The following is a 24,088-nucleotide window of genomic DNA, read 5'->3' as shown; positions in this document are numbered from 1 at the left end:
AGACAAAGCTATTATTGGGTCAGGTGCATCATCATCACATCTTTATGTGGTTGGTGACAGACGGCAAAAAAAAGAACCCAACGGTAATCGTTGGGTTCTTTTGGTATGATAAGAAAGGGTTTAGTCTTTCTTGGCGTAACGTTTTTTGAACTTGTCGATACGACCCGCTGTATCTACCAGCATATTCTTTCCGGTATAGAAAGGGTGGGAAGTATTGGAGATCTCCAGCTTGATAACCGGATACTCATTGCCATCTTCAAAAACGATGGTTTCTTTGGTAGCTGCTGTTGAGCGACCCAGGAAAGTGTGACCGTTACTCATGTCTTTGAACACAACAAAACGGTAATTTTCAGGATGGATACCTTGTTTCATATTTATTTTTTTAGGTGGCACGGATTTGGCCGTGCGATTATTTTAGGACTGCAAAATTACGGCTGATTGGGCTTCTAACCAAATAAAAAGGGCATTTTAGCACCAAAAATGAGGGTTTTAGCCTGTTTTAGCTCTTCATATTCACAAACTGGAGCGGAATTCCCAGGTTAGCGGTGCGGCATTCGGCAATCACTTCCTGCAGGTCATCGATCTTTTTGCCGGTTACCCGTACAATATCATCCATGATGGCGGCCTGTACTTTAAAGCCCTTATCCTTGATCATTTTTACAATCTTTTTGGCATCATCCTGCTTCAACCCGTTACGTACTCCCACTTCTTTTTTCACCACTTTGCCACTGGGATAAGCATCCTTGCTGAAATCAAAGGCACCGGCGTCGATACCCTGTTTCAGTGACCGGCTGATGAGTACATCGATCAACTGCTTCATCTTCATATCACTCTCCACTTCCAGCAGGATCTGGTAGTCTTTTTTATTCAGTTCGATGGTAACCGGAGAACCCCGGAAATCGAAACGGGTACTGATTTCTTTTTTAACCGTGTTAACAGCATTATCCAGTACCTGGATATCTACTTCGCTCGCAATATCAAAAGATGGCATAAACAGGGATTTGTACGAAGGTAATCAACCGGTGGGGAATAATGAATAGTGCATCGGAATATTCGTACCAAAAAAATAGGCCCCGATAGACATCGGGGCCGGTTCTATATAATGCACATGAGAAAAAAACGATTTGGTGCACGAATTTGGATGCTTATCCTTTCATACAAATGTCAAAGTAGGATGAGCGGATGAAATTCATTTCAAATGGAAACCCGCGATCATTCCGGTAAAATCTCTTCCGGATCATCGGCTGAGTTTATTAATTACCACCACCCGTACTTACCCGATTCTGTTCTTCACCGGCACCACCTCTTTTACGTTGTGCAGCTGTTTTACCTTTGTTAAAACGATACGTAAAGCTGAGGTTTACCACGCGGCTGTCTCTTGACTGACGGATTGTTACATCCACGTTCTGGTATTTGCTGTAACCGCTGAATACCTGTGTGTAGAATACATCACGAACCACCAGGCGGATAGAGCCTTTGTTTTTCATGATCTGCTTGGACAAGCCGATATTCATCGCCCACATCGGATCAGACACCAACACACCCTGCACGGCAGATGAACGGTAAAAACCACTTAGTTCAGCACCCCATCCTTTGGAAAAACTCAACATGTTGTTGATATTGGCCATAAACGAAGTACCATCTACTTCCACATAACCCCCATTCACCATACCACTGAATTTGTTGTAAAACGCATTGGTATAAATACTGGTTCTCCACCATTTGGTTACCGGTGCATTCAGACTCACTGATAAACCGATATTTTCTCTTTTAGCGATATTGCTTTTCTTCACATAGCTCGTATTGGTACTGTCTACCTGTTCCAGTACATCCTGGATAATATCTTTCGTAGTACTGTAATTCAGCGAAGTGGTCAGCATGCTTTTGAAAGTGTGGTTGAGCTCGATATTATGACTGAACTGCGGATTCAGATAAGGATTACCCACCTGGTAAGTGTATTTATCGAGGAAATTGAAGAAAGGATTCAGATCCTGGTAGTTCGGACGGTCTATCCGGCGACCATAGCTAGCAGAAAACTGGTTTTTATCATTAGGCGTATAACCGATATAGGCTGTTGGAAATAACTGCGTATAATCTCTTTTAAATGTCTGGTTAGTGGTCAACTGGTTACCGCTGAGATTGGTATTTTCCAGACGTAAGCCCAGCTGTGCACTCCATTTTTTGTTCAGTTGTTTACTCAGATTTGCATAAGCAGCATTGATATTTTCCTTGTACAGAAAATGATTGCTGCGAACCTGATCGGTCACATACTGGTTAGTGGCAAAGTCCAGGTTGGCATATTGCGCATCATTGTCGGTCTCTACATAACTGCTTTTCCATCCGGCTTCAAAACGACTTCCCTGTTTCATCGGGTGCGTAAAGTCTATTTTGGCACTGTAGATATTGATATCTGAAGGAATATTCCCCCTCAGCGTCTCATCATTGTTTTTCTTATTACCTGCATTATCAAAGAATTTATTGGCCAGCAATTGCTGCGAGCCGGAAGTATAATTCACATAATCCAGATCAGCGGTAAGTTCATTACCTACGCTGTCAAACACATGACGGAGATTGAAGTTTACACCGATATTTCCGTAGTTCGACTTCACTTCATTGATTGCCTGTGTACGGGTAGTCAACATACCGTTTTTATCCTTGATCAGGGTTGTATTATCTGTAAATTCTGTATTGCGGCTGTCATAGCCTGTTACTACTACACCAAGGGTTGTTTTTTTATTCATGAAATAATCAGCACCTGCTTTATAGCTATACCCTTTGTTGTCACGGGCATTCTTAGCTGTCTGGTCAAAAATAGACAAGAGACTATTGGTTTGCTGATCGCGGAACTTACGCATGATGGTCAGATCACCGAAACCTTCATTGTAGAAATAACTGGCGTTGGCGAAATAGTTGAACTTGTTCTGGCGGTAGTTCAGGTTCGTACTCAGGTTTGCTTTGGGAAAAACACCCTGCGCATAACTGGCCGTTACACTTCCGTTATAGCCTATGGTTTTGGTTTTTTTTGTTTTGATATTGATTACCCCGGAATTACCCGATGCATCAAATTTGGCCGGCGGGTTGGTCATGATCTCGATCTGATCAAGGTTGGCGCTGGGCAGGTTTTTCAGCATATTGGCGAGGTCCTGTCCGCTCAGGTAAGTGGGTTTGCCATCCATCATGATCATCACACCCTGTTTGCCTTTCAGGCTGATATTGCCGTCTTTGTCAACAGAAATACCGGGCGATTTTTCCAGTACATCCATCACGGTAGCACCGGTATTAGAAGGTGTTGCATCTACATTGATCACGGTACGGTCTACTTTCTGCTCTACAAAAGGTCTTTTGGATACAACGGTAACATCATCCAGTTTTTTTGCCGCGGCAGTCAGGGCCACGGTTTTCAGTGTATACTCCGGTTGAGCGGCGGTAATAGTGAAAGACTCACTGTAATATTTGGCATGACCCACAGCCTGGATCACAACAAGGTATTTACCCTCTCCCACTTTTTCTACTTCAAAACGGCCGCTTTTATCAGAGACCCCCAGTTTTACCACCGCAGAGTCTTTGGCACGCAATAAACCTACCGAAGCAGATTCTACTGTTTTCTGGGAAGAAGTAACCGTTCCGTTTACTTTACCGGAAGCTGCGGTTTGTGCATGGCCAACAAAGGAAAATCCCAGAATTCCCAGTGCAGTTAGCGTTGCTACGATTTTTTTCATTTTGGCTGATTTATGCTTGATTATTTAGTTCCAGTTGTTACTGATTACAGGTCAAAACTATGAACTATGTAATGCATAGTACATAGTTTTGTATTTAACGGTAAATAAGCAGGATAAATGGTAGGCGGTGAAGAAAGGGTATATTGGGATGAGGACAGGTCAGATCAGTAACTGGTTCATTATCAATAAAAAAAGCCGGAAATTATTTATTTCCGGCTTTTTTGCTGGCTGACCAGCTCGTTTGTTGTTCAGACTCTAATATATAAAATATCATAATCCGTATACTACGCAACCTCAAATGCCACCTGGTAAAAGTTGTTGATAGCGCCAAGCGGCTTCAGGTTAATGTAAAAATTGCCGGTAAACTCCGTAAAGGCTTTGAACTCGTGCATGGCCACTGAGAACTCATCAAAGAGAATAATATCCCCTTTGTGCAGCAGCGGGTATAATTGGGAAAGCGTATAAATAGTAGCTGAGTAAAGGTCTGCATCCAGCAGGATCACTTTACGGGCGGGCGAGGCAAGCAGGCTCCGATGGGCTTCGATAAATCCGGGCAGACTATCCTGGAATAAACCCTTGATAAATTGTCCGCGCTGATCCGTTTGTTCCGGCATCGCAAATTTCATATCGCCTTTGGCGTAAAAACTGCCCCATTTTTCGGGCAATCCATCAAAGGTATCAAAGCCAAAAAAACGGGAATCAGGATGCGTATTATGCTGCAGCCACCAACGGAAAGATTCACCCGCCGCTACCCCATATTCGAGGTACACCATCGGCTCGGTATTTTTCGACTGGTGATTATTTACAAAATCATACAACTGGTAACGCTTGTTATAATCACGTATCGGCGTGTAATAATCGTTGAAGGCAAATTCGTTTTTATGTTTCCTGATCCAGCTTACCAGTTGGTTAAAATATGCGATGAACAGAAAAGCTTTTGAGAAAGGCTTAACGATAAAAGTAAAGGGAACGAAAAGAAGAAAATCTTTACAGAACTTAACAAGACGCTTCATGCTGCTATTTTAAATACCGTTTAATGGTTAATTTGATGAGTACTTATCCTTCAGTGGTTTTGGAAGAGAACCATTTTTCTGAACGGATCATCAGCACTGCACCCGCCACTACCAGCAGCAGGGCAATCAGTTCTGCCTGTGTGGGTTGAAAAGGGAGTGCTTCGTATTTGGTGTTCACCCGGATCTTTTCGATAAAGAAACGTTCGATGCCGTTTAAGATGAGGTAGAGACCGAAAATTCTGCCGGGAACTTTGATCCGCTTCCGCAACATCCATAATACCAGAAACAAAGCAAAACAAACAATGATCTCGTATAAAGCAGTTGGGTAAACAGGGGCAGGTAACTGATTACAATATTGTCCCACACAACCCGGTATAGGTACACCCTCTCCCACTACATTGTGCGGATACGTATAGGCCCACATCCAGTCGGGCAGCCAGCTGAAGGGTTTGGGATGCAGGTTCACAATACCCCAGTCACCATCACCACTTACCTGGCAACCGATGCGGCCCAGCGAATAAGCCAGCATCATGGTAGGTGCCATCGCATCGCACAGGTGTACTACACCGATTTTTCGTTTGCGGGCATACAGAACAATTGCAATACCGGCACAGATCAATCCTCCATAAAAAGTAAGTCCACTGAAAGAAATCAGGGAACCGATCGGATCCTTAACAAAATCATTCCAGTTCTCGAGATTGTGAAAAATCTTGGCACCAAGAAAACCGAAACCAGCCGCATAGATCACAATATCTCCCACCCTATCCTGTGGCCAGATGCGGATGGTTCTTGTTTCGGGTTTGGCTAATTTTTGTTTATTCTTCTCCCACCATTTCAAACCGGCAAATGCAAGGCCCACCAATAAACCCACCGGAAGATTTCCTTTGGCAGATAAAATAAACGATTGGGGATCATTCAAAGCATCCGCAATCGTGAAAGCACCAACGATCTTGTAGCCAAAAATAAATCCGACAATAAAGTTGATCAACAGTTCAGAAAAACTGGCCGGTGCACCTATGGTGATGGTTTCTTCGGTATGCACAAATAAACCCAGTTGCTGTTTTCTGCGGAGCTCCATCGTAAGTACCCAGGCGCAGATGATAAAAGCAAGTGCTACAAAAAAGCCAAAGGAATTCACCAGTTTCAGGCCGGATAATTCGATGCCAAAAAGATCCTGGAATACGTAGTATAAATTGGGATACATTATGATCGGGTCTTAATAAATCGTTAGAGCGGTTACCGCTGCAATGTTACTCAGAAATACTGATACATAAGTGACTGGAATGGCAGGCAGCTAATAAAACATCGCTAAAAAAAGCAAGGCCCCACTTTTCGTGGAGCCCATACTTACTAACCCATCTATAACAAAACTACATGAAAATTAATTACAGAACTCATCGAACATAGAAATTAAATGCTGCGCCAGCACCTGTGCCGGCCTGCCTTCAATCTGGTGTCTTTCTACCATACTCACCAGCTGGCCGTCTTTAAACAATGCAATCGCCGGTGAAGAAGGTGGGTAAGGCAATAAATGAGCCCTCACCTGGTTTACCGCTTCAATATCAAAACCCGCAAAACTAGTGGCCAGCCTGTCCGGACGCTTACCGGCATTCTGCACTGCCATCAATACACCTGGTCTACAACTACCTGCTGCACAACCACATACGGAGTTAATCACCACTAAAGTGGTGCCTTTTTCGGCCAGGGTCTTGTCTACTTCCCCTGCTGATACCATTTCATCAAAACCATTATCAGTTAACTCGGCTTTCATCGGTAACACTATCTCTGCTGGATACATATTCGCTCGTTTATTAGATTAGAACACAAAAGTACAACAAAAGTTGAAACACTAAAGGAGAATGAAAACAGTCGTTATGACACTATTTGAAATTAAAAAGCGACATAATGGCATAAATAAAATTCTCCTATATGCCAGAATGTAAGAAAGATAACAGGCAAATGTGATGGTACAGCATTTGTCCAATGATTGTTACCATATATTCTAAACAATTAAAACTTATAGCCATGACACTCGTAAAACAAAATCCAGCTTATCTCGGAAACCTGTTCGATGAATTGTTTAACCAGTTCCCTGCTTCCTGGGGTAAAGATGCACAGGCCCTCAGTTCAGCTCCTGCCAACATTCATGAGACCAAAGATGGTTACCACATTGAGATGAATGCACCCGGACGTAACAAAGAAGATTTTAAAATCAATGTGGAAGATGGTTTGCTCACCATCAGTTTCGAAAAGAAAGAAGAAACTGAAAAGAAAGAACATAAGACCCTGCGCAGAGAATTCAATTACCAGAGCTTTTCAAGAAGCTTCAGTCTGGATGATAAGATCAATTCCGCAGGTATCCAGGCTAAATATGAGAACGGTATTCTGAAACTGTTCCTGCCTAAAAAAGAAGAAGTCATTGTTACCCCTAAACAGATCGAAATTCTGTAACTGGATAACAGAAAATTACATACTGTTTCATAAGCAGTTGGTTTTGGTTTACGCCCCGTGTTTTTACTCGGGGCTTTTTTATGAAATTTTACCTCTAAACGTAATATTCCGGCTGCCCAGGCTACTCATAGGAAAAAGCTGTATGAACCGGTTCTCAGGTTGGTTATTCCTGCTCTTATGTACGTCATCGCTGCAGGCACAGCAAGCCCGCTCTTCCCTGTTATGGGAAGTGAGTGGAAATGGTTTACAGCAACCCTCCTACCTGTTCGGCACTTTTCACCTGCTTTGCAAGGGCGATTTTACCGTAACGCCCGAACTGGAAAACAAACTCAGGGCTTCAAAACAGTTTTACGGAGAGCTTAAAATGGACGATCCCGGACTGCTGCAGGCCAGCATGATGTCGAAGCTGATGATGCAGGGGCATACCCTCCAAAGCCTGATCGGAGAAAGGGATTATACCAACGTTAGCCAGAAATTTCAATCCATCACCGGCATGCCCATCACCCTCTTTAATACTTTCAAACCCTTTCTCAGTCTCAGCATGCTGGTGCAGAAAGGAGCAGATTGCCCAGACAAAGTGCAGCCCGAAACCGAATTTGTAAAAGTGGCCAAAAGACTGCAACTGCCTGTATTGGGATTGGAAACAGTGGAAGATCAGCTGAACGCAATTGACAAAGAGCCCCTCGACTCCCAGATCCTGTCACTGAAAAAGACCATTCTGAATTTTGACAGTGTAAAACTGGTGATGACGAAAATGATGGCAGTATATCAACTGCGGGATATTGATTCGCTGCAACAGTTTATCAACAGTTCAGGGGGAAATGAAATGTTTACGACCGAAATGATCAATAAAAGAAATGCCAACTGGATACCGGTGATGCAAAGCGCCATGAAATCCCAACCCAGTTTTTTTGCTGTGGGGGCAGGTCATCTGGGTGGAACAGCAGGACTGATCAGCTTATTGAAAAAAGAAGGATACCGGGTAACCCCATTAAAGTTTTAATTTAGCCGGATGTCCGCCGAAAAGGAATTTATTACTTTACTGAACCAACATCAGAAAATTGTATACAAGGTTTGTAACCTGTATATGGATCTGCATGCCGATCGTGAAGACCTTTTCCAGGAAATTACTTTACAGGCATGGAAAGCCTATGGCAATTTCCGGGGAGATGCCAAGTTCTCTACCTGGTTATACCGGGTGGCATTAAATACAGCCATCACTTATTTCCGGAAAGAAAAAAGGCAACCGGCTATTTATAGTACCGACAGTCTTCCGGAAAAACAACAGGAAGCGGCAGATCCGATTGAAGAACAGGTGAAAGCGATGTATGCGGCCATTGGTACCCTATCGAAAATTGATAAAGCAATTGTGATGTTATACCTCGAAGACTATGATTACAAAGAAATTGGTGAAATGATGGGGATCACCGCTAACAATGTGGCCGTTAAAATGAACAGGATTAAAACCAGGTTAAAGGAAGAAACGCAAAAAAACGCCGCTAATTACTAAGTTATTATGGAATTAGATGAACTGAAATCATTACTTAATCAAAAGCTGACCACCGCTCATTCCGGCAGGTCCTCGGATGATATTGCCCATCTCCTCACCCGGAAAACCAGTTCGGTTATCGACAAACTGAAACGGAGTCTCTGGATAGAGATCATATCCTGCATTGTCATCATTCTTGGATTCGGTTACATTGGTATTGCGGGCAGTTACCGATCACTAAGAATCTATTTTTCTGTATTTGCCATACTGGCCATTGTTTTCCTTTTCATTGTTATTTACCTGCTGAGAAAAACACAGGCGTTAAGTGCTACGTCCCTACCGGTTAAAAGCAACCTGCAAATGATCGTCAGCATTATCGAAGCTTTTATGAAAAGGTATTTCCAGTTTACCATCGGACTGATACCGGTTTGTGTAATATTTTCTTTTCTATTGGGATACAACGAACCCATGTCGATACCTGAAGTTGATAAAGTAACTTCTTCCCTGTTTACACATCTCTGGCAGATGCTGTTGTTTCTCGGTCTCTACATAGTGGCACTCTCTGTAGGTATTTATTATTTTACCAAATGGTACCTGCGGAAATTATACGGACGTTATGTGGCTCAACTGAAAGAGTGTATTGCTGAGCTCGAAGAACAACCCTGATCTTTATTCGCATCCCTGTTTCCGGCGTGTATCGATCAGGTACTGAATTTTCCAGTTGCCGTTCTGGCGGATCATCTGAAAGGAATTTACCCCACAATGACTGAACTGGCCGTTGAAATAAAAATGGTAGGGTGTCCATACACTGGCCAGCGGACCATCTATTTTCACCACATCAAATGTGATTCTTTCATCGGCAGCTGCTTTGGGCATGGTACCCACTACGGTGGCGAAATCAACTAATTTTTCGTTTTTGATCCTGATGCCGCCTTCTTTATCACGAACAATGGTTTGTAATAAAGCGCTATCTGCAAAACAGGCCAGCAAGGCTTTGCTGTCTGAATTACGCATTGCGGTGAAAAGGTTGCCGATGGCTACTTTTACAGAATCTTCTGCAGAAACCGTCTGGGCACTGCCGGTAGTGGTTACCAGGAGTAATACAACAAATAGTATTTTATACATACCTTGATTTTACCTAAAAATAAACGGAAAACAAATACGTTTCTGTTATTTGGGATGAATGACAGCCGAAGCCTTTAGCTGTGAAACGGGATTATTTGATAAATTGTAGCTTCAACACCCATCAGCTTAACAAAACCTACATGAACCGGTCAGAGATTCTTTTTTGGGTATGCACCGGCATTGTGTTTTACAGTTTCCTGGGATATGGGCTCCTGCTGCTGATCTGGGCCGGCATCAAACAACTGTTCCGGCCGGCTGCTTCTGTACCTGCCGAAGGCTTTGAACCTGCGGTAACCCTTGTCATCCCCTGTTATAACGAAGCAGCTGTACTGGACGAGAAGATCGCGAATTGCCGTTCACTGCAGTACCCTGCCGGTAAACTTACACTGATTTTTATCACAGATGGTTCCACCGATCAGTCGGTTACTATCATTGAAAAATACCCGGAGATCCTTTTACTCCATCTCCCCGAAAGAAAGGGCAAAACAGCAGCGGAGAACAGAGCCATGACATTTGTACATACACCCATTGTTATTTTTTCAGATGCCAATGCCATATTGAACCCCGAAGCCATCCGCCAGATGGTCATTCATTTTGCCGATGAACGTACCGGCTGTGTTGCCGGAGAAAAGAAAATAGCCGTTCAGCGTACAGCCAATGCCGGAACTGCGGGCGAAGGAATTTACTGGCGTTATGAATCCTGGCTCAAAAAACTGGATTCGCAATGTAACAGTGCGGTGGGTGCTGCAGGAGAATTGGTGGCCTTCCGGACAGCTTTGTACCGGCCTTTACCGGAAGATACCATACTGGATGATTTTATGCAATCCATGCAGATAGCTGCCGCAGGTTACCGGATCGCGTATGAGCCCAAAGCCAGCGCCACAGAAAAAGCATCTGCCAATGTGCAGGAGGAATTAAAAAGAAAAATCCGCATCGCCACCGGCAGCTGGCAGGCGATGAAACGTTTACGCAGCATTCTTCACTGGCAAAAAACACCGGCACTCTGTTTTCAGTATTTTTCACACCGGATATTACGCTGGGCAGTTACCCCCTTCCTGCTCATCGTTTTGTTATTGCTGAATCTATTTCTCTGGATAGAAGGGAACCGTTTGTATGAACTGCTTTTTTATTTACAGGTCTGTTTTTACCTGGCTGCATGGATGGGTTACTTACTCCGTAACAGGAAATTATCCCAGCAATGGATCTTTGTTCCGTATTATTTCTGTGTGATGCATTATGCAGTATTGGCCGGATGGATACAATATAAAACCCAAAGAAACCCGAACGGCATTTGGGAGAAAGCCCGCAGATCAGAGCGCTAATCTCGCTGTTAACTGGCTGCATACAGATTCCATCACCTGGTTTAACCGGCTGATAGATGCATCCAGTTTCCCGCCTTTGAGCTGATTGGCAGCCATTTTTTCTATAATCACCAGGTCCTGTTGTATCGAAACAATACCCATGGCTTCTGCAGTTGATTTCAGGCGATGTGCCAGTGATTTTACGATTGCCGGATCATCCTGTTCATAGGCCCTGTTCAGCTCTGCGAGAATGGGAGGAATGTCAGAAAGAAACAAACGGATCATCCGTTCCAGAAAAGCGGGATCACCCCGTCCCACTTCGTTGAGAAAAGCAAAATCGTAGAGTTGAGGGGTGCTTTGTGACACAGGCTTCTAATAAATTCTACCAAAAGATAACCCAAATTTCCTTTCGCAGAAAATTTGGGTCAGTATGTTATTGATAGCTATTGAAAAAGTATTACCTGAGATAACCCAGAATTTTGAGCATACTCTGTGCTGTTTGTTCTTTGGCATATACCCAGTCGATCAGCTTTCCGTTTTTATCATATTCCACAATCACGTGTTTGGGCGAAGGGATCAGGCAATGTTTGATACCACCGTAACCGCTGATCTGGTCCTGGTAAGCACCCGTATGAAAGAATCCCACATAGAGCGGTTCCTTGTTATCAGCCGCATCTTTCGGATCAGTTGAAGCAATCTTGGGCAGGAACACTTCATTGATATGTTCTTCCGAATCATAATAATCATGGCTGTCGCAGGTGATACCACCCAATACCACCCGGTGATATTCATTGTCCCATTTATTCACCGGCAGCATCAGGAATTTTTCCCCGATACCCCAGGTGTCTGGCAAAGTGGTAATAAAAGAAGAATCGATCATATACCAGCACTCACGGTCGTTCTGGATCTTCTGCCCGATCACACTGTAAATATGCGCCATACTTTCTCCAACGGTAAAACTGCCAAACTCTGTATAGATATTCGGCATCGGCACTTTGGCTTTTTTACAGGCTTTTTTGATATTACTTACGATCTCATTGATCATAAACTGGTAATCGTACTCAAATCCCAGCGAGTGTTTGATGGGGAAACCACCACCGATATTGATCGAATCGAGTTCGGGACAAATCTTTTTCAACTGGCAGTACAGGTTGATAATCTTATTCAGCTCTGACCAGTAATAGATATCGTCTTTAATTCCTTTGTTGAGGAAGATGTGCAGCATTTTCAGCTGAAACTTATCTTCATATCCTTCGATCTCATCTACATAAAATTCCAGGATATCCTTGGCCCTGATGCCGAGGCGGGATGTATAAAAAGGAAAATTAGGTTCTTCTTCAGCCGCCACCCGGATACCCAGACGGAAAGGCACTTTGGCACTGCGTTTATACGCCTGCAGTTCTTCTTTGTTATCGAGAATGGGAACCACGTTCTTGAAACCGGAATTGATCAGTTTGGCAATCCGCGAAGTATAGTTCTTCTGTTTGTATCCGTTACAAATGATATAGGTTTCCTTATTGATCTTTCTGCGCTGGTACAATCGGTTGATGATCTCGATATCATATGCATAGGATGTTTCGAGATGGATATTGTGCTTCAGGGCTTCTTCTACGATAAAAGAGAAGTGGGAACTCTTGGTGCAATAGCAATAAAAATACTCCCCTTCGTATTTGTGCTTTTTAAAAGCATTTTCAAACATCTTCTTCGCCTTGTTGATCTGCATACCGATCTTGGGCAGATAGGTCAGTTTCATCGGCGTACCATACTTATCAATCAGCGATTTCAGATCGAGGCCATTGAATTCGAGATAACCATCATCATTCTGGTCAAACCCTTCTTGTGGAAAATGGAAAGTCTGGTTAACCAGCGAAGTGTAGGTATTATTCATTTACGGGGTAGTGGGTTAGATAGTGAACATGGCTTTTTTAGCAGGTACAAAAATAACAGTTTGTTCAGTTTATCGGCCAAAAAAATAAACCCTGCTTTTACATCTCCTACTGCGGGATAAACAGCCCCGGCGCATACCACATACAGCACAAAAAAACCGGAACAGTTTACCTGTTCCGGTTACGTATGTTGGTAGCTGATCTTATTTTACAGAATCCACCAGCGCTTTGAAACTGGCTGGTTCGTTCATAGCCAGATCGGCCAGTACTTTACGGTTCAGATCGATACCTTTTGTGCTCAGTTTGTTGATGAACTGGCTGTAGGTGATTCCTTCGGTTCTTACAGCGGCGTTGATACGTGCAATCCATAACTGGCGGTATTCACGCTTTTTCAGTTTACGGCCCACATAACTGTAGGTCATACCTTTTTCAACGATGTTTTTGGCAACGGTATATACGTTTTTACGCTTACCGTAGAAGCCTTTTGCTTGCTTCAGGATTCTTTTTCTCCTGGCTCTTGATGCTACTGCATTTTTTGAACGTGGCATACTATAATTTTTTGGAACCGGTTGCTATACAGCGAACTGGTTGTGTTTTTGAATGATGGATAACTTTCTGATCGCTGAATTAGCCCTTTAAACGTAATAAACGCAGAACAAAGTCCTTATTGGTAGAACCTACCAGGCCTTTTTTGTTCATTGCTCTTTTGCGTTTTTTGGATTTTTTCGTCAGGATGTGACGTTTGAAAGCTTTCTGGAAAGTGATCTCTCCGGTTCCAGTAACCTTGAAGCGCTTTTTGGCGCTTGAATTGGTTTTTACCTTTGGCATGTTAATAATCTATTGAAAGATTACACCCTGCTGGCGTTCCTGCACAGGCAGGAAACTTGTTGAGCCATACGGGAAAATGGGCTGCAAAGGTAAGGAGATTTGGCTATATTTCAAGCGAGAGAAGGAGGATAATTAACAATTGGAAATTAGCAATTAAAAATCAACAGACTTACACATAGTATAAATTGTTAATTTTTAATTGCTAATTGTTAATTCAACTAGGATGCTGCTTTTTTCTTGCTGCTGGTCTTCGGTGTGAAGATGGCAAACATGCGCTTTCCTTCCAGTTTGGGCATGCTTTCCAGTACACCGGATTCTGCGAGGCGTTCTGCAAATTTCAGCAATAAGAGCTGTCCGCGGTCCTGGAACATGATGGCACGCCCCTTGAACTGTACATACGCTTTTACTTTATTACCGTCTTTCAGGAATTTTTCTGCGTGTTTGGCTTTAAAGTCGAAATCGTGATCATCGGTTCCCGGTGTAAAACGGATCTCTTTCACCTCACTCTGTTTGGAATTGGCTTTCATTTCCTTTTCCTTCTTCTTCTTCTCGTACAGGAACTTTTTGTAATCGATCACTTTACAAACAGGGGGATCGGCGGTTGGAGAGATCTCAACCAGGTCCAGCTCCTGCTCCTGCGCAATTTTCAGCGCTTCCATGGTGGAATACACGCCAACCGTTACATTGTCGCCAACCAGTCGAACCTGTGGTACCCGTATTCTTTCGTTGATACGATGTTCAGGCTCGGGTTGCCTGTTAAACCTGGGATTAAATCTTCCGCCCCCTCTTGGTGGTAATGCCATTAAAACTTGTTTAGTGAATAATTGATTTGTTGTTAAAGATATACAATTGGCGATTATTCGCCTGATTTACGGTTTTCTATTTCATCCCGGATCATTTCCACGAACGAAGCGATGTCCTGGCTTCCCAGATCACCCTTACCCTGTCTGCGCACTGACAACAGGTTTTCGTTCATCTCTTTCTCTCCTACCACCAGCATATACGGCACCCGCATCAGTTCGGTATCACGGATCTTTTTGCCGATCTTCTCCTGTCTGTCATCCACTTCTACCCTTACGCCTGCTTTTTTCAGCTGTTTCTGAACAGACAGGGCATAGTCCATGAATTTATCACTTATCGGAAGAACCTTTACCTGTAACGGTGCCAGCCATACCGGGAATTTACCTGCATAATGTTCGAGCAGGAAGCCGATAAACCTTTCATGTGTACCCAGCGGTGCACGGTGAATGATCAAGGGCACTTCCGGTGAATTGTCTTTATTGGTGAAAGAAAGGTTGAAACGGCGGCCCTGTGCAAAATCTACCTGGTTGGTAGCCAGTGTAAACTCCCTACCAATCGCACTCCAGATCTGTACATCGATTTTTGGCCCGTAAAAAGCACCTTCATCCTGCACTTCCACAAAGGGCGTTCCGCTTTCGATCAATACCTGGCGAACCATCTCTTCTGTCTCCAGCCATAGTTCGGGTTCATTGATATATTTCTGCCCCAGTTTAGCAGGATCATGTAAACTTAAACGCATCACATATTTATCGATCCCGAAGATCTCAAAATACTTCAGGTACATATCGTTCACTGCCTTGAATTCCTGCGCAAACTGTTCCTTGGTGCAATAGATATGTGCATCATTCATGTGCAGGCAACGTACCCGCATCAGCCCGAATAATTCCCCGCTCTGTTCGTAACGATAACAGGTACCATACTCTGCCAAACGGTAAGGTAGGTCTTTGTAGCTTTTCTGTTCCGCATCAAAGATCTTGTGGTGATGCGGGCAGTTCATTGCTTTCAGGTAGTATTTGGTTCCGTCCAGTTCCATCGGAGGAAACATACTATCCTGGTAGTAAGGCAGGTGTCCGCTGGTAATGTATAAATTCTCTTTAGCAATATGCGGGGTAACCACACGTTTATAACCGGCATCTTCTTCTGTTTCCTTGGCCAGTTTTTCCAGTTCTTCAATAATGATACTGCCATTGGGCATCCAGAGAATCAGGCCCGGACCAATATCTTCATCCATGGTAAAAATACTGAGTTCTTTACCCAGTTTGCGGTGATCGCGTTTCTTGGCTTCTTCCAGCATCACGATGTATTCGTCGAGTTCTTTCTGGTTAGGGAAAGTAACGCCGTATACACGGGTCAGCATTTTGTTTTTCTCGTTCCCCTTCCAGTAGGCACCGGAAATATTGGTGAGTTTGATGGCTTTGATAAAACCGGTTTCAGGGATATGTGGCCCGCGACAGAGATCGGTAAAAGAACCCTGTGAGTAGAAAGTGATTTCACCATCGTTCAGGTTCTGTAAAAGATCCAGTTTGTATTCATCTCCTTTCTCTTCAAAATAGGCAACCGCTTCGGCCTTCGGCATTTCCTTGCGGATATAGCGGTTACCCTGCTTGGCCAACTCATTCATTTTTTTCTCGAGCACCAGCAGGTCGTCTTCCGTCATTTTACGGTCGCCGAGATCCATGTCGTAATAAAAACCTTTGTCCAATGCCGGTCCTACCCAGAATTTCACACCGGGATATAACTGTTCTACCGCTTCTGCCATCAGGTGGGCAGAAGAGTGCCAGAAAGTGTTTTGTCCTTCCGCGTCGTTCCAGGTTAATAATTTCAGTGAAGCGTCGGTAGTAATAGGTCGGGTTGCGTCCCATACCTGACCATTCACACTTGCGGCCAATACTTTCTTAGCAAGGCCTTCGCTGATCGACTTAGCGATATCCAAAGCGGTAACACCACTTTCGTATTGTCTTACTGCGCCATCCGGGAAACTGATACTAATCATATTCTTGTAAATCAACCTCTTTTTTAGAAATGCAAAAGTAAAGAATAAACAGCACCCAAAACGGGGCAAGCTGGTTTTGGCCCGAAAAACCTTAACGCTTCTTTAGTAAGGGTTACTATATTGCAAGCGTAGATTTGTTATATGAGATTGAATTTGACCCTTTTCTCTCTTTTACTGCTCAGTTTTACCGCCCAGGCCCAGAAAATAACGGGGATCTGGCGTGGTTATTTCAGTTCTTCGAGCGGTATTTACCGGGAGGGGTTCAAGGAAGAGACCTATAAATACGAGATTCAGCTGGATCAACAATCCAATAACAGTGTAAAAGGGGTCACTTACTCCTACAAAACCACGGTTTTTTATGGAAAAGCGGAGCTGAACGGGATTTACACCCCTACTTCCAAAAGTATTATTATCAAAGAAATCCGGCTGGTTGACCTTAAGATCGGCGATAAAAGTGAGCCTTGCCTGATGACCTGTTACCTGGATTATTCCCGCATTGGCAGGCTGGAAGTGTTATCAGGAACCTTTATTTCTACCAATGTTAAAGACAAGGGTGATTGCGGCAGCGGCCGGGTTTATCTGGAAAAAGTGGTTGAATCCGACTTCAAAAAGGAAAATTTTTTGCTGAAGAAGAAACCTGCTGATACCAGTAAAACCCTATCGGGCCTGCTTGCCAAAAAAACATCAAAGCCAGCCACTAAACAGCCAGCCACCGGTAAACCGAAACCTGTTATTGCGAAAGTTGTTCCCAAAAACACCACTGGCAAAACCCCTGTTAAACCGGGTACCCAGAAAGCTGTGACTCCTGCCAAACCATTGGCGAAAACGCAAACTGCACCTATAAAAAAAACAGCAAGCCAAACAGCGCCACCGCCACCAGTACAAAAACCGGGAACAACAGCAAAGCCTGCAGACAGAATTCCCGAGCAAATGGTCAATCAACAAAAAGCGGAAGCAGTTACTTCGCCTAAACCCGAGAACAAAGAACGGAAAATGCCGATCCCGAAAGTATTGGTTGAGCGGGAGAATAAACTGGTCAGAACCATTACCACTTCTGAAGAGAATATTCAGATCCATATCTTCGATAACGGCACCATCGACAACGATACCATCTCCTTGTACCACAACAACGCGCTGGTGATTAGCAATGCCAAACTGGATATCCGGCCACTAATTCTAAAGATCAAATGCAGCATAACCGATAACCGGCATGAACTGGTGATGGTTGCCGAGAACCTGGGTGAGATTCCACCCAATTCCGCTATGATGGTGATCACGGCAGGCAAAGAGCGCTACGAAGTTTTCCTGGCTTCCGATGAACAACGTAATGCCAAAGTGGTCATCAACTATGTTCCCAAAGAGTAACTACAACACTGATTATAAACGAATATTCCAGGTTACAGAAGGCAGAATGGGAAACAAGGAAACTTGTTTGGCCGTTACTTTCAGGGTACCTGCTGTGGCTGTTCCTTCCTGGTCGTAATAAATGAAATAGGGATTCATGCGGCTATATAGATTATAAACGCTGAATACCCAGCTACTGCTGTATTTCCTGATCTTTTTAGGCGTTGGTGTATAGGTGGCGGAGATATCCATTCGATGATAGGATTTCATCCGGTAGGCATTGATGCGGCTGAATTCCTGCGTAAGCACTCCGGAAACAAAATAAAACCGCTCGGGCAAAGACGTTGCATTTCCCGTTCCGTATGTAAACACAGATCCCAGTTTCCATTTCGGATTGAGTTCATAACTGGCCACTATTGACAGGTCATGGCGGCGATCGTAACGGCTGGGATATTTCAGTCCATCATTCAGATCGGGAAATTTGCGCCAGGTCCAGCTCAGGGTATACCCTACCCAACCGGTAAGTCTGCCTTTGAGTTTATTGACAAAAAACTCCGCTCCATAACTCCAGCCCTTTCCAAACACAAATTCTTCTTCCGGATCTTTTAGGGAAGGCGTATATCCTTCGCGGTATTCGATCTGGTTCTCCATGGTTTTGTAATAGGCTTCCACAGAAGTTTCGAACATACCTTCAGCGAAGTTTTTAAAGTAGCCGGCTGCATACTGCCAGCTGACCTGTGGTTTTACGCGGATAGTACTGGGCACCCAAAGATCGGTAGGCAGTGTAGAACCCGCGTTGGTAACCAGGTGGATATACTGCAGGTTACGGGTAACGGCAAATTTGACAGACTCATTCTGGTTGATCGTATACCGAAGCGTAACCCGGGGTTCAATGCCACCATAGGTTTTCACATTCTGCCCGGGTCCGAATACGGTGCTGTCCTGTTTGTTGCCGAAAGCATCCCGTTGATACAAAGTATATCGTCCCACTTGCTGAAACATACTGTAACGCAGTCCCACATTCAATTTCAGTACAGAAGTAATTTCCCAGTCGTCCTGGATATAGGCCGACATTTCATTAGCGAATTTTTTAGAAGAATTATTCGGTGTAAATACCACACTGTCCTGGTTGCCGCTGAGAATATTCGGCAGAAAAGTATGGTAGGTATATTGTACCCCGAACCGGATCTTATGTTCGGGTACGGGATAAAAATCCACATCGGTTTTGGCAGTAAGGTCACGGATGCCGGAGGAAAGGTTGATATTGAAATTATTCTGTCTGCCATCCAGTGCAAAACGGTAATCGTTATACACCAGAGTGGTATTGGCAAATAGTTGTTTGTTGAAAACATGGTTCCAGCGCAGTGTGGCGGTAGAATTACCCCAGGGGATGGTTGTGCTGAAAGAACGTTTGGTATTGTTAAAGTTGAATTTATCTCTCCCGAAATAACCACTCAGAAACAGTTTATCTTTTTCTGAGAACTGGTAATTCATTTTGGCATTCAGGTCGTAGAAATAATAACCGGAACCATAATATTCACTGGTTTTGCTGATCATGGGTTTAGCCAGTGCATCAATATAGGTTCTGCGGGCAGAGATCATATACGAGGCTTTGTTCTTTTTCAGCGGGCCCTGGATAGAAAAACGGGAAGCGATCAGACCGATACCGGCATCTACCTGTGTTTTGTTCTGATTACCTTCTTTCATGGCGATATCTACCACCGACGACAGTCGCCCGCCATATTGCGCCGGCATACCACCCTTGATCAGGGTTACATTTTTAATGGCGTCTGAATTGAACACGGAAAAGAATCCAAAGAGGTGACCGGTATTGTACACCACTGCATCATCGAGCAGGATCAGGTTCTGGTCAGGTCCGCCGCCCCGCACATAAAAACCGGCATTGCCCTCGCCGGCATTACGAACACCCGGCAATAATTGCAGGGTTTTCAGGATATCCACTTCTCCTAAAAAAGCAGGTAAGGCTTTGGCCGTATTGATACTCAGTTCAAATTTGCCCATTTGAGCAGTCTTGATATTATTGTCTCTCCGCCTGCCATAAACCGTTACGTTATTGATCTGCGCTGAATTGGGTACGAGCAAAATATTCTGCTGGCGGTTATCATCGAGAGTCAGTTCAAATTCTTTGGTCTGGTAGCCGACAAAAGAACAGGCAAGAATGAGCTTTCCTTTTTTAACGGTGATCGAGTAAAAACCATACTGGTTACTCAGCACCGTTTTGCTTTCTGGTCTAACACTGAGACTGGCCCCGATCAGGGTTTCGCCGCTGAGCGAATCTTTGATATAACCATTCAGGGTGAATTTATCCTGTGCCACTGCCGTGATACCGGCCAAACAGCTAAGCCACAAAATCAATAATTTCCGCATAGTAGTCTTCTTCCAACAAAAAAGGAATGCTAATGTTGTCCGCAATACTTTTTCGTTCAGTTATAATTTGTGCCGCATATCAATGGTATCCTTCAGTTCTCCGCAGTTGAGCATTTTTTTAGGAATAAAAGGATTCCTGACTTCAATGCTGTTACTTAACCAGGTGGCACCCTGGTCGCTGAAAGCTTCAGCACAATAGAAATGATAGATCACCTGTCCGTCGTAATGAACCGTGCGGATCAGGTCGTACAGTTGCTCTCCCACCAGTTGAAAAGATCTGCGCTGTTCAGCGATCCTGGGCTCGCCCAGTAATCCTTTCAGCTCTGCAGAAATACCCAGGGAATAGGTTCTGGCAGTTGCAATCACATTGGTATCAGCCTTTAATTCATCCAGTTTCAGGCTGTCTGTGGCTACCAGCATCCGGCGCGAAGCCTGCACGATACCGGAGTCTTTTTCAGCGATAAACTGCTCTTTCAAAGCATAATATCCGTTCAGCACCTCCCCGAACGACTGATTAAACACTTCAGAATTAGCGCTTTGGGCCAGTGCCGTTTGTGCTGATGCCGTATTTGCCGGGGCTTTTGCTTCCTGGTCGCCGTTTTTGCAGGACACCAGTATCAGCAGGCCAAAAAAGAGCAGGTAAGTCCGCATAAGGAAAAATTTAGTCCCCAAATTTAAAGCAAATAGAATTGGGAGCTGTTTGCATTTACCTTTGCGCACTTAAATACTTGTTAAGAGATGTTGATAGGATTCCAGAATGTTACATTTGAGTTTGGTGCAAGGGTGATTGTTGAAGACGCCACCTGGCATATACAGCCCGGCGACCGGATTGGCCTGATCGGGTACAATGGTACCGGAAAATCCACTTTGCTGAAAGTGCTGGTGGGTGAATATACCCCCTCTAAAGGAACTGTAGAGAAAAGCAAGGAAACCACGATCGGTTACCTGCACCAGGATCTGCTGAGCTTTGATACCAACGATAATATCACCGAAGTAGCTTTAAGCGCTTTTGAAAGGGTGCGTGAACTGGAGAAAGAGATCGAGAAACTGGGACATGAACTGGAGCAGGATTCTGAGAACGAAGCCCTCCTGATCCGCTATACTGATGCCCTGCATGAACTGGATGTACTGGATGGCTATAATATTCACCACAAAGCGGAAGAAGTACTGCATGGACTGGGTTTCAGCAACGAAGATCTCGTTAGGCCGTACAAGGAGTTTAGTGGAGGCTGGCGCATGCGGGTGTTGCTGGCCAAGATGATTCTGCAGCAGCCGGATGTATTGCTGATGGATGAACCTACGAACCACCTTGATCTTCCCTCGATTGAATGGCTGGAGAAATACCTGCTTCATTACAAAGGCAGTGTGGTAATAGTGAGTCACGATAAATTTTTCCTGAACCGGATGGTGAATAAGATCGTGGAATTGTACCAGCAGCAATTACACATTTATTCTGGTGATTATGAGTTTTATGAGCAGGAGAAAATGATCCGGATAGATATGCAGCAGAAGGCTTTTGAGAACCAGCAGGATTATATCCGGCAGCAGGAACGGTTTATTGAGCGTTTCAAGGCCAAAGCCAGTAAGGCCGCACAGGCGCAGAGTGTACAAAAGCGTTTAGACAAGATCGAAAAGATTGAAGATGTAAAACTGGAACGCCCCGATCTGCGGATCAATTTCCAGTTAGACAAAGTACCCGGGAAAGTACTGGTTGACCTGAAAGACGTGAGTAAAAATTTTGGTAAACTGAAGATCGTAGAACATGCCGTAGCCGAAATAGAACGGGGCGATAAGATTGCGCTGATCGGAGCCAACGGCAAAGGTAAATCTACCGTGTTACGCATGATTGCCGGTACCGAGCAATTTGAGGGAGAAAGGATCTGGGGACATAATGTAGAAGAAAGCTTCTATGCCCAACACCAGTTGGAAGCCCTGACCCTGAATAATAATCTGCTCGAAGAACTGCAGCAATGCGGCAGTAAAAAAACGGATGTGGAACTGCGTGCCCTGCTGGGCGCCTTCCTGTTCAGCGGGGATGATGTAGACAAGAAGATCAAAGTACTGAGCGGAGGAGAAAAAGCCCGGGTAGCATTGGCCAAAACCATTGTGAGCAAAGCCAACTTCCTGATTTTGGATGAACCTACGAACCACCTGGATATGCACTCGGTAGAACTGCTGGCCCAGGCCCTGAACAAATACGAAGGAAGTTATATCCTCGTTAGTCATGACCGTTATTTTATTTCGATGACAGCCAATAAGATCTGGGAGATCGTGGATCACCAGATCAAGGAATTCAAGGGCACTTACCAGGAATGGGTGGATTGGAATGAGCGGATGGCCAAGATCAATGCAGAGAAACAGAAACTGGGTGTACCCGATATTAAACCAGAACCGGCACCGGTAGCCAAACCCGTGGTTGCCGAAAAAACACCTGCCACGCCGATCAACCGGGAATTACAAAAGGAACTGCAGAAAGAACAGCGGCGTTTAAGCAATGTAGAAACCCAGTTAACCAAAGCCAAGGAAGAAGAAACCCGTTTTGAGAACGCATTGGGCGATCCGGCCAATTATGCCGACAGGGATAAATTTGTAAAGATCGAAGCCGATTATAAAAAAGCAAAATCAGAAAGGGAACGGCTGGAAAAAGAATATGAAACGGTTTTTGAAAAAGTAATGGAACTGGAGGGGCAGTCTTAACCGCCGGCTGTCATCGCTTTCACAAAATCGCTGACGAGATAACTGATCATTTTACCTGTTCCGGGATTGGTTCTGCCATCAGATAACTGAACGGCCCCTTCGCAGATATGCAGGTAAGCCACTTTACTGTCTGCCGCCGCAAAATTCAGGAACTGTCTTGCATGATTGAGTGAAATACCGGCCGGACTGGTGGCACTGCTGAGCGTATGTTCGATACAGTCCAGATCCAGTTCCAGTCCGCAAAAAGTATCACTGGTAAAATCAGCTGCATGACCTACAGCCTGCAGGAAAGTACGTTTTTCGTGTATGAAAATGTCTTCGTAAGTGATGCAATCCACAAAAGGGTTGTTCACGATATCCATCCACACATTCTGCGGCAGGTAGTTCTCGTGTAAACACAAAACACAGTATTTCTCCAGGTACCCATCTGCTTCTGCATAACTGAATCCATTGCCGCTATGCCTGCCTTCCATGGGCCTGAAATCGGCATGGGCATCCAGGTTAATGGCATTGATCTGCGCAATGGGAATCACACCTGCTTTATAAAATCCTTTGGCTGCTCCTTTGATACAGGGATAGGAATTATTATGTCCACCACCAATCACGATCGGAATTTTTTTGTTCTGGGTAATGATATGGATCAATTGTTCCACTTCATCATCAATCGCATTCACAGCATGCCGATAGGCAGCCAGGCGTTCTTCCTGGTCGTGGGCATTCTGTTCAATCAGCCGCTCCATCTCAGAAAAATCAAAATGTCCCAGCAGCAGGATATTACTTCCTTCAAAAAAATCATTACTCTGTACATTCAGGAAAGCCTGCAGAAAAGCCAGCCAGGCCGAGTCGGCACCACCAATGCCCATATTGGCTTTTACACCGATATCTTCAGGGATGCCCAGTAACACAAATGAAGCGGATGAATGCTGCAAAGAAGCTTCCAGCTGATGCGGGTCGGCCAGCACCTGTAAGCGTTCGCCCAGTTTGGTTTCAAAACGACGGATCCGGGTTAGCGAGAGAACATCCTGTTTATGGTAAAACTTGAAGTGGCTCATA

General features: G+C 44.4%; 23 protein-coding genes. 7 read left to right on the top strand and 16 right to left on the bottom strand.

What is annotated here, in order from left to right:
* Positions 1 to 120 precede the first annotated feature (120 nt).
* From AC1RNB_RS10610 to AC1RNB_RS10585, 6 genes are all read right to left on the bottom strand, one after another.
* Complete coding sequence (locus tag AC1RNB_RS10610) at positions 121 to 372, bottom strand: type B 50S ribosomal protein L31 (RefSeq protein ID WP_493082648.1); 252 nt, start codon at positions 370 to 372, stop codon at positions 121 to 123.
* Between the two features lie 127 nt (positions 373 to 499).
* Positions 500 to 991, bottom strand: a complete 492-nt coding sequence (locus AC1RNB_RS10605) for a YajQ family cyclic di-GMP-binding protein (protein ID WP_493082647.1) — start codon at positions 989 to 991, stop codon at positions 500 to 502.
* A 262-nt stretch (positions 992 to 1,253) separates the two neighbouring features.
* Entirely contained in the window at positions 1,254 to 3,719 is a 2,466-nt protein-coding gene (locus tag AC1RNB_RS10600; RefSeq protein ID WP_493082646.1) for a TonB-dependent receptor domain-containing protein, read from the bottom strand.
* Positions 3,720 to 4,003: 284 nt separating this feature from the next.
* Positions 4,004 to 4,732: a TylF/MycF/NovP-related O-methyltransferase gene (locus AC1RNB_RS10595; protein WP_493082645.1), complete on the bottom strand. Its 729-nt coding sequence runs from the start codon at positions 4,730 to 4,732 to the stop codon at positions 4,004 to 4,006.
* A gap of 43 nt (positions 4,733 to 4,775) precedes the next feature.
* Entirely contained in the window at positions 4,776 to 5,936 is a 1,161-nt protein-coding gene (locus tag AC1RNB_RS10590) for a prolipoprotein diacylglyceryl transferase (protein WP_493082644.1), read from the bottom strand.
* A gap of 177 nt (positions 5,937 to 6,113) precedes the next feature.
* Entirely contained in the window at positions 6,114 to 6,530 is a 417-nt protein-coding gene (locus AC1RNB_RS10585) for a BrxA/BrxB family bacilliredoxin (RefSeq protein WP_493082643.1), read from the bottom strand.
* Between the two features lie 227 nt (positions 6,531 to 6,757).
* Between AC1RNB_RS10585 and AC1RNB_RS10580 the strand changes: the two genes are divergently transcribed.
* The 4 genes from AC1RNB_RS10580 to AC1RNB_RS10565 all read left to right on the top strand — a co-directional run bounded on the left by AC1RNB_RS10580 (position 6,758) and on the right by AC1RNB_RS10565 (position 9,338).
* Positions 6,758 to 7,183, top strand: coding sequence for an Hsp20/alpha crystallin family protein (locus AC1RNB_RS10580; RefSeq protein WP_493082642.1), 426 nt, complete (start codon positions 6,758 to 6,760; stop codon positions 7,181 to 7,183).
* A gap of 142 nt (positions 7,184 to 7,325) precedes the next feature.
* Positions 7,326 to 8,186 (top strand): TraB/GumN family protein, encoded by an 861-nt coding sequence (locus AC1RNB_RS10575; RefSeq protein WP_493082641.1) that lies wholly within the window; start codon positions 7,326 to 7,328, stop codon positions 8,184 to 8,186.
* Positions 8,187 to 8,195: 9 nt separating this feature from the next.
* The gene (locus AC1RNB_RS10570) at positions 8,196 to 8,693 is read left to right on the top strand and encodes an RNA polymerase sigma factor (protein ID WP_493082640.1); all 498 of its coding nucleotides are present in this window, start codon (positions 8,196 to 8,198) and stop codon (positions 8,691 to 8,693) included.
* Between the two features lie 6 nt (positions 8,694 to 8,699).
* Positions 8,700 to 9,338 carry a DUF8845 family protein gene (locus tag AC1RNB_RS10565; protein ID WP_493082639.1) on the top strand — a complete coding sequence of 213 codons (639 nt, stop codon included), beginning with the start codon at positions 8,700 to 8,702 and terminating at the stop codon, positions 9,336 to 9,338.
* Between the two features lie 3 nt (positions 9,339 to 9,341).
* On the opposite strand, the gene AC1RNB_RS10560 is transcribed toward AC1RNB_RS10565, so the two are convergent.
* Entirely contained in the window at positions 9,342 to 9,797 is a 456-nt protein-coding gene (locus AC1RNB_RS10560; RefSeq protein WP_493082638.1) for a nuclear transport factor 2 family protein, read from the bottom strand.
* A 140-nt stretch (positions 9,798 to 9,937) separates the two neighbouring features.
* Between AC1RNB_RS10560 and AC1RNB_RS10555 the strand changes: the two genes are divergently transcribed.
* Positions 9,938 to 11,119 (top strand): glycosyltransferase family 2 protein, encoded by a 1,182-nt coding sequence (locus tag AC1RNB_RS10555; RefSeq protein ID WP_493082637.1) that lies wholly within the window; start codon positions 9,938 to 9,940, stop codon positions 11,117 to 11,119.
* Here the strand turns inward: AC1RNB_RS10555 and AC1RNB_RS10550 are convergent.
* The 6 genes from AC1RNB_RS10550 to thrS all read right to left on the bottom strand — a co-directional run bounded on the left by AC1RNB_RS10550 (position 11,108) and on the right by thrS (position 16,606).
* Positions 11,108 to 11,464 carry an Hpt domain-containing protein gene (locus AC1RNB_RS10550; protein WP_493082636.1) on the bottom strand — a complete coding sequence of 119 codons (357 nt, stop codon included), beginning with the start codon at positions 11,462 to 11,464 and terminating at the stop codon, positions 11,108 to 11,110. The two genes, AC1RNB_RS10555 and AC1RNB_RS10550, sit on opposite strands and share 12 nt — an antisense overlap.
* A 91-nt stretch (positions 11,465 to 11,555) precedes the next feature.
* Positions 11,556 to 12,986, bottom strand: coding sequence for a type III PLP-dependent enzyme domain-containing protein (locus tag AC1RNB_RS10545; protein ID WP_493082635.1), 1,431 nt, complete (start codon positions 12,984 to 12,986; stop codon positions 11,556 to 11,558).
* A 201-nt stretch (positions 12,987 to 13,187) separates the two neighbouring features.
* Positions 13,188 to 13,532 carry a 50S ribosomal protein L20 gene (gene rplT, locus AC1RNB_RS10540; RefSeq protein WP_493082634.1) on the bottom strand — a complete coding sequence of 115 codons (345 nt, stop codon included), beginning with the start codon at positions 13,530 to 13,532 and terminating at the stop codon, positions 13,188 to 13,190.
* 79 nt (positions 13,533 to 13,611) lie between these two features.
* Entirely contained in the window at positions 13,612 to 13,812 is a 201-nt protein-coding gene (rpmI, locus tag AC1RNB_RS10535) for a 50S ribosomal protein L35 (protein WP_493082633.1), read from the bottom strand.
* 218 nt (positions 13,813 to 14,030) lie between these two features.
* Positions 14,031 to 14,615, bottom strand: coding sequence for a translation initiation factor IF-3 (gene infC, locus AC1RNB_RS10530; RefSeq protein ID WP_493082632.1), 585 nt, complete (start codon positions 14,613 to 14,615; stop codon positions 14,031 to 14,033).
* Positions 14,616 to 14,668: 53 nt separating this feature from the next.
* Complete coding sequence (thrS, locus tag AC1RNB_RS10525; protein ID WP_493082631.1) at positions 14,669 to 16,606, bottom strand: threonine--tRNA ligase; 1,938 nt, start codon at positions 16,604 to 16,606, stop codon at positions 14,669 to 14,671.
* Between the two features lie 141 nt (positions 16,607 to 16,747).
* On the opposite strand from thrS, the gene AC1RNB_RS10520 reads away from it, so the two are divergent.
* A complete protein-coding gene (locus tag AC1RNB_RS10520; protein WP_493082630.1) occupies positions 16,748 to 17,971 on the top strand; it encodes a hypothetical protein in 1,224 nt (407 codons plus the stop codon).
* 12 nt (positions 17,972 to 17,983) lie between these two features.
* On the opposite strand, the gene AC1RNB_RS10515 is transcribed toward AC1RNB_RS10520, so the two are convergent.
* A complete protein-coding gene (locus AC1RNB_RS10515; RefSeq protein ID WP_493082629.1) occupies positions 17,984 to 20,338 on the bottom strand; it encodes a TonB-dependent receptor in 2,355 nt (784 codons plus the stop codon).
* A 60-nt stretch (positions 20,339 to 20,398) separates the two neighbouring features.
* Complete coding sequence (locus AC1RNB_RS10510) at positions 20,399 to 20,989, bottom strand: DUF3347 domain-containing protein (RefSeq protein WP_493082628.1); 591 nt, start codon at positions 20,987 to 20,989, stop codon at positions 20,399 to 20,401.
* An 87-nt stretch (positions 20,990 to 21,076) separates the two neighbouring features.
* Here AC1RNB_RS10510 and AC1RNB_RS10505 point away from each other — a divergent pair, with 87 nt between their 5' ends.
* Positions 21,077 to 23,035, top strand: coding sequence for an ABC-F family ATP-binding cassette domain-containing protein (locus AC1RNB_RS10505; protein WP_493082627.1), 1,959 nt, complete (start codon positions 21,077 to 21,079; stop codon positions 23,033 to 23,035).
* On the opposite strand, the gene AC1RNB_RS10500 is transcribed toward AC1RNB_RS10505, so the two are convergent.
* Positions 23,032 to 24,087, bottom strand: coding sequence for a formimidoylglutamase (locus AC1RNB_RS10500; protein WP_493082626.1), 1,056 nt, complete (start codon positions 24,085 to 24,087; stop codon positions 23,032 to 23,034). The two genes, AC1RNB_RS10505 and AC1RNB_RS10500, sit on opposite strands and share 4 nt — an antisense overlap.
* Between the last annotated feature and the right edge of the window lies 1 nt (position 24,088).

The organism is Sediminibacterium sp. GW821-FHT12F12, assembly GCF_058806635.1.
This window is presented reverse-complemented; position numbering and strand designations above follow the sequence as displayed.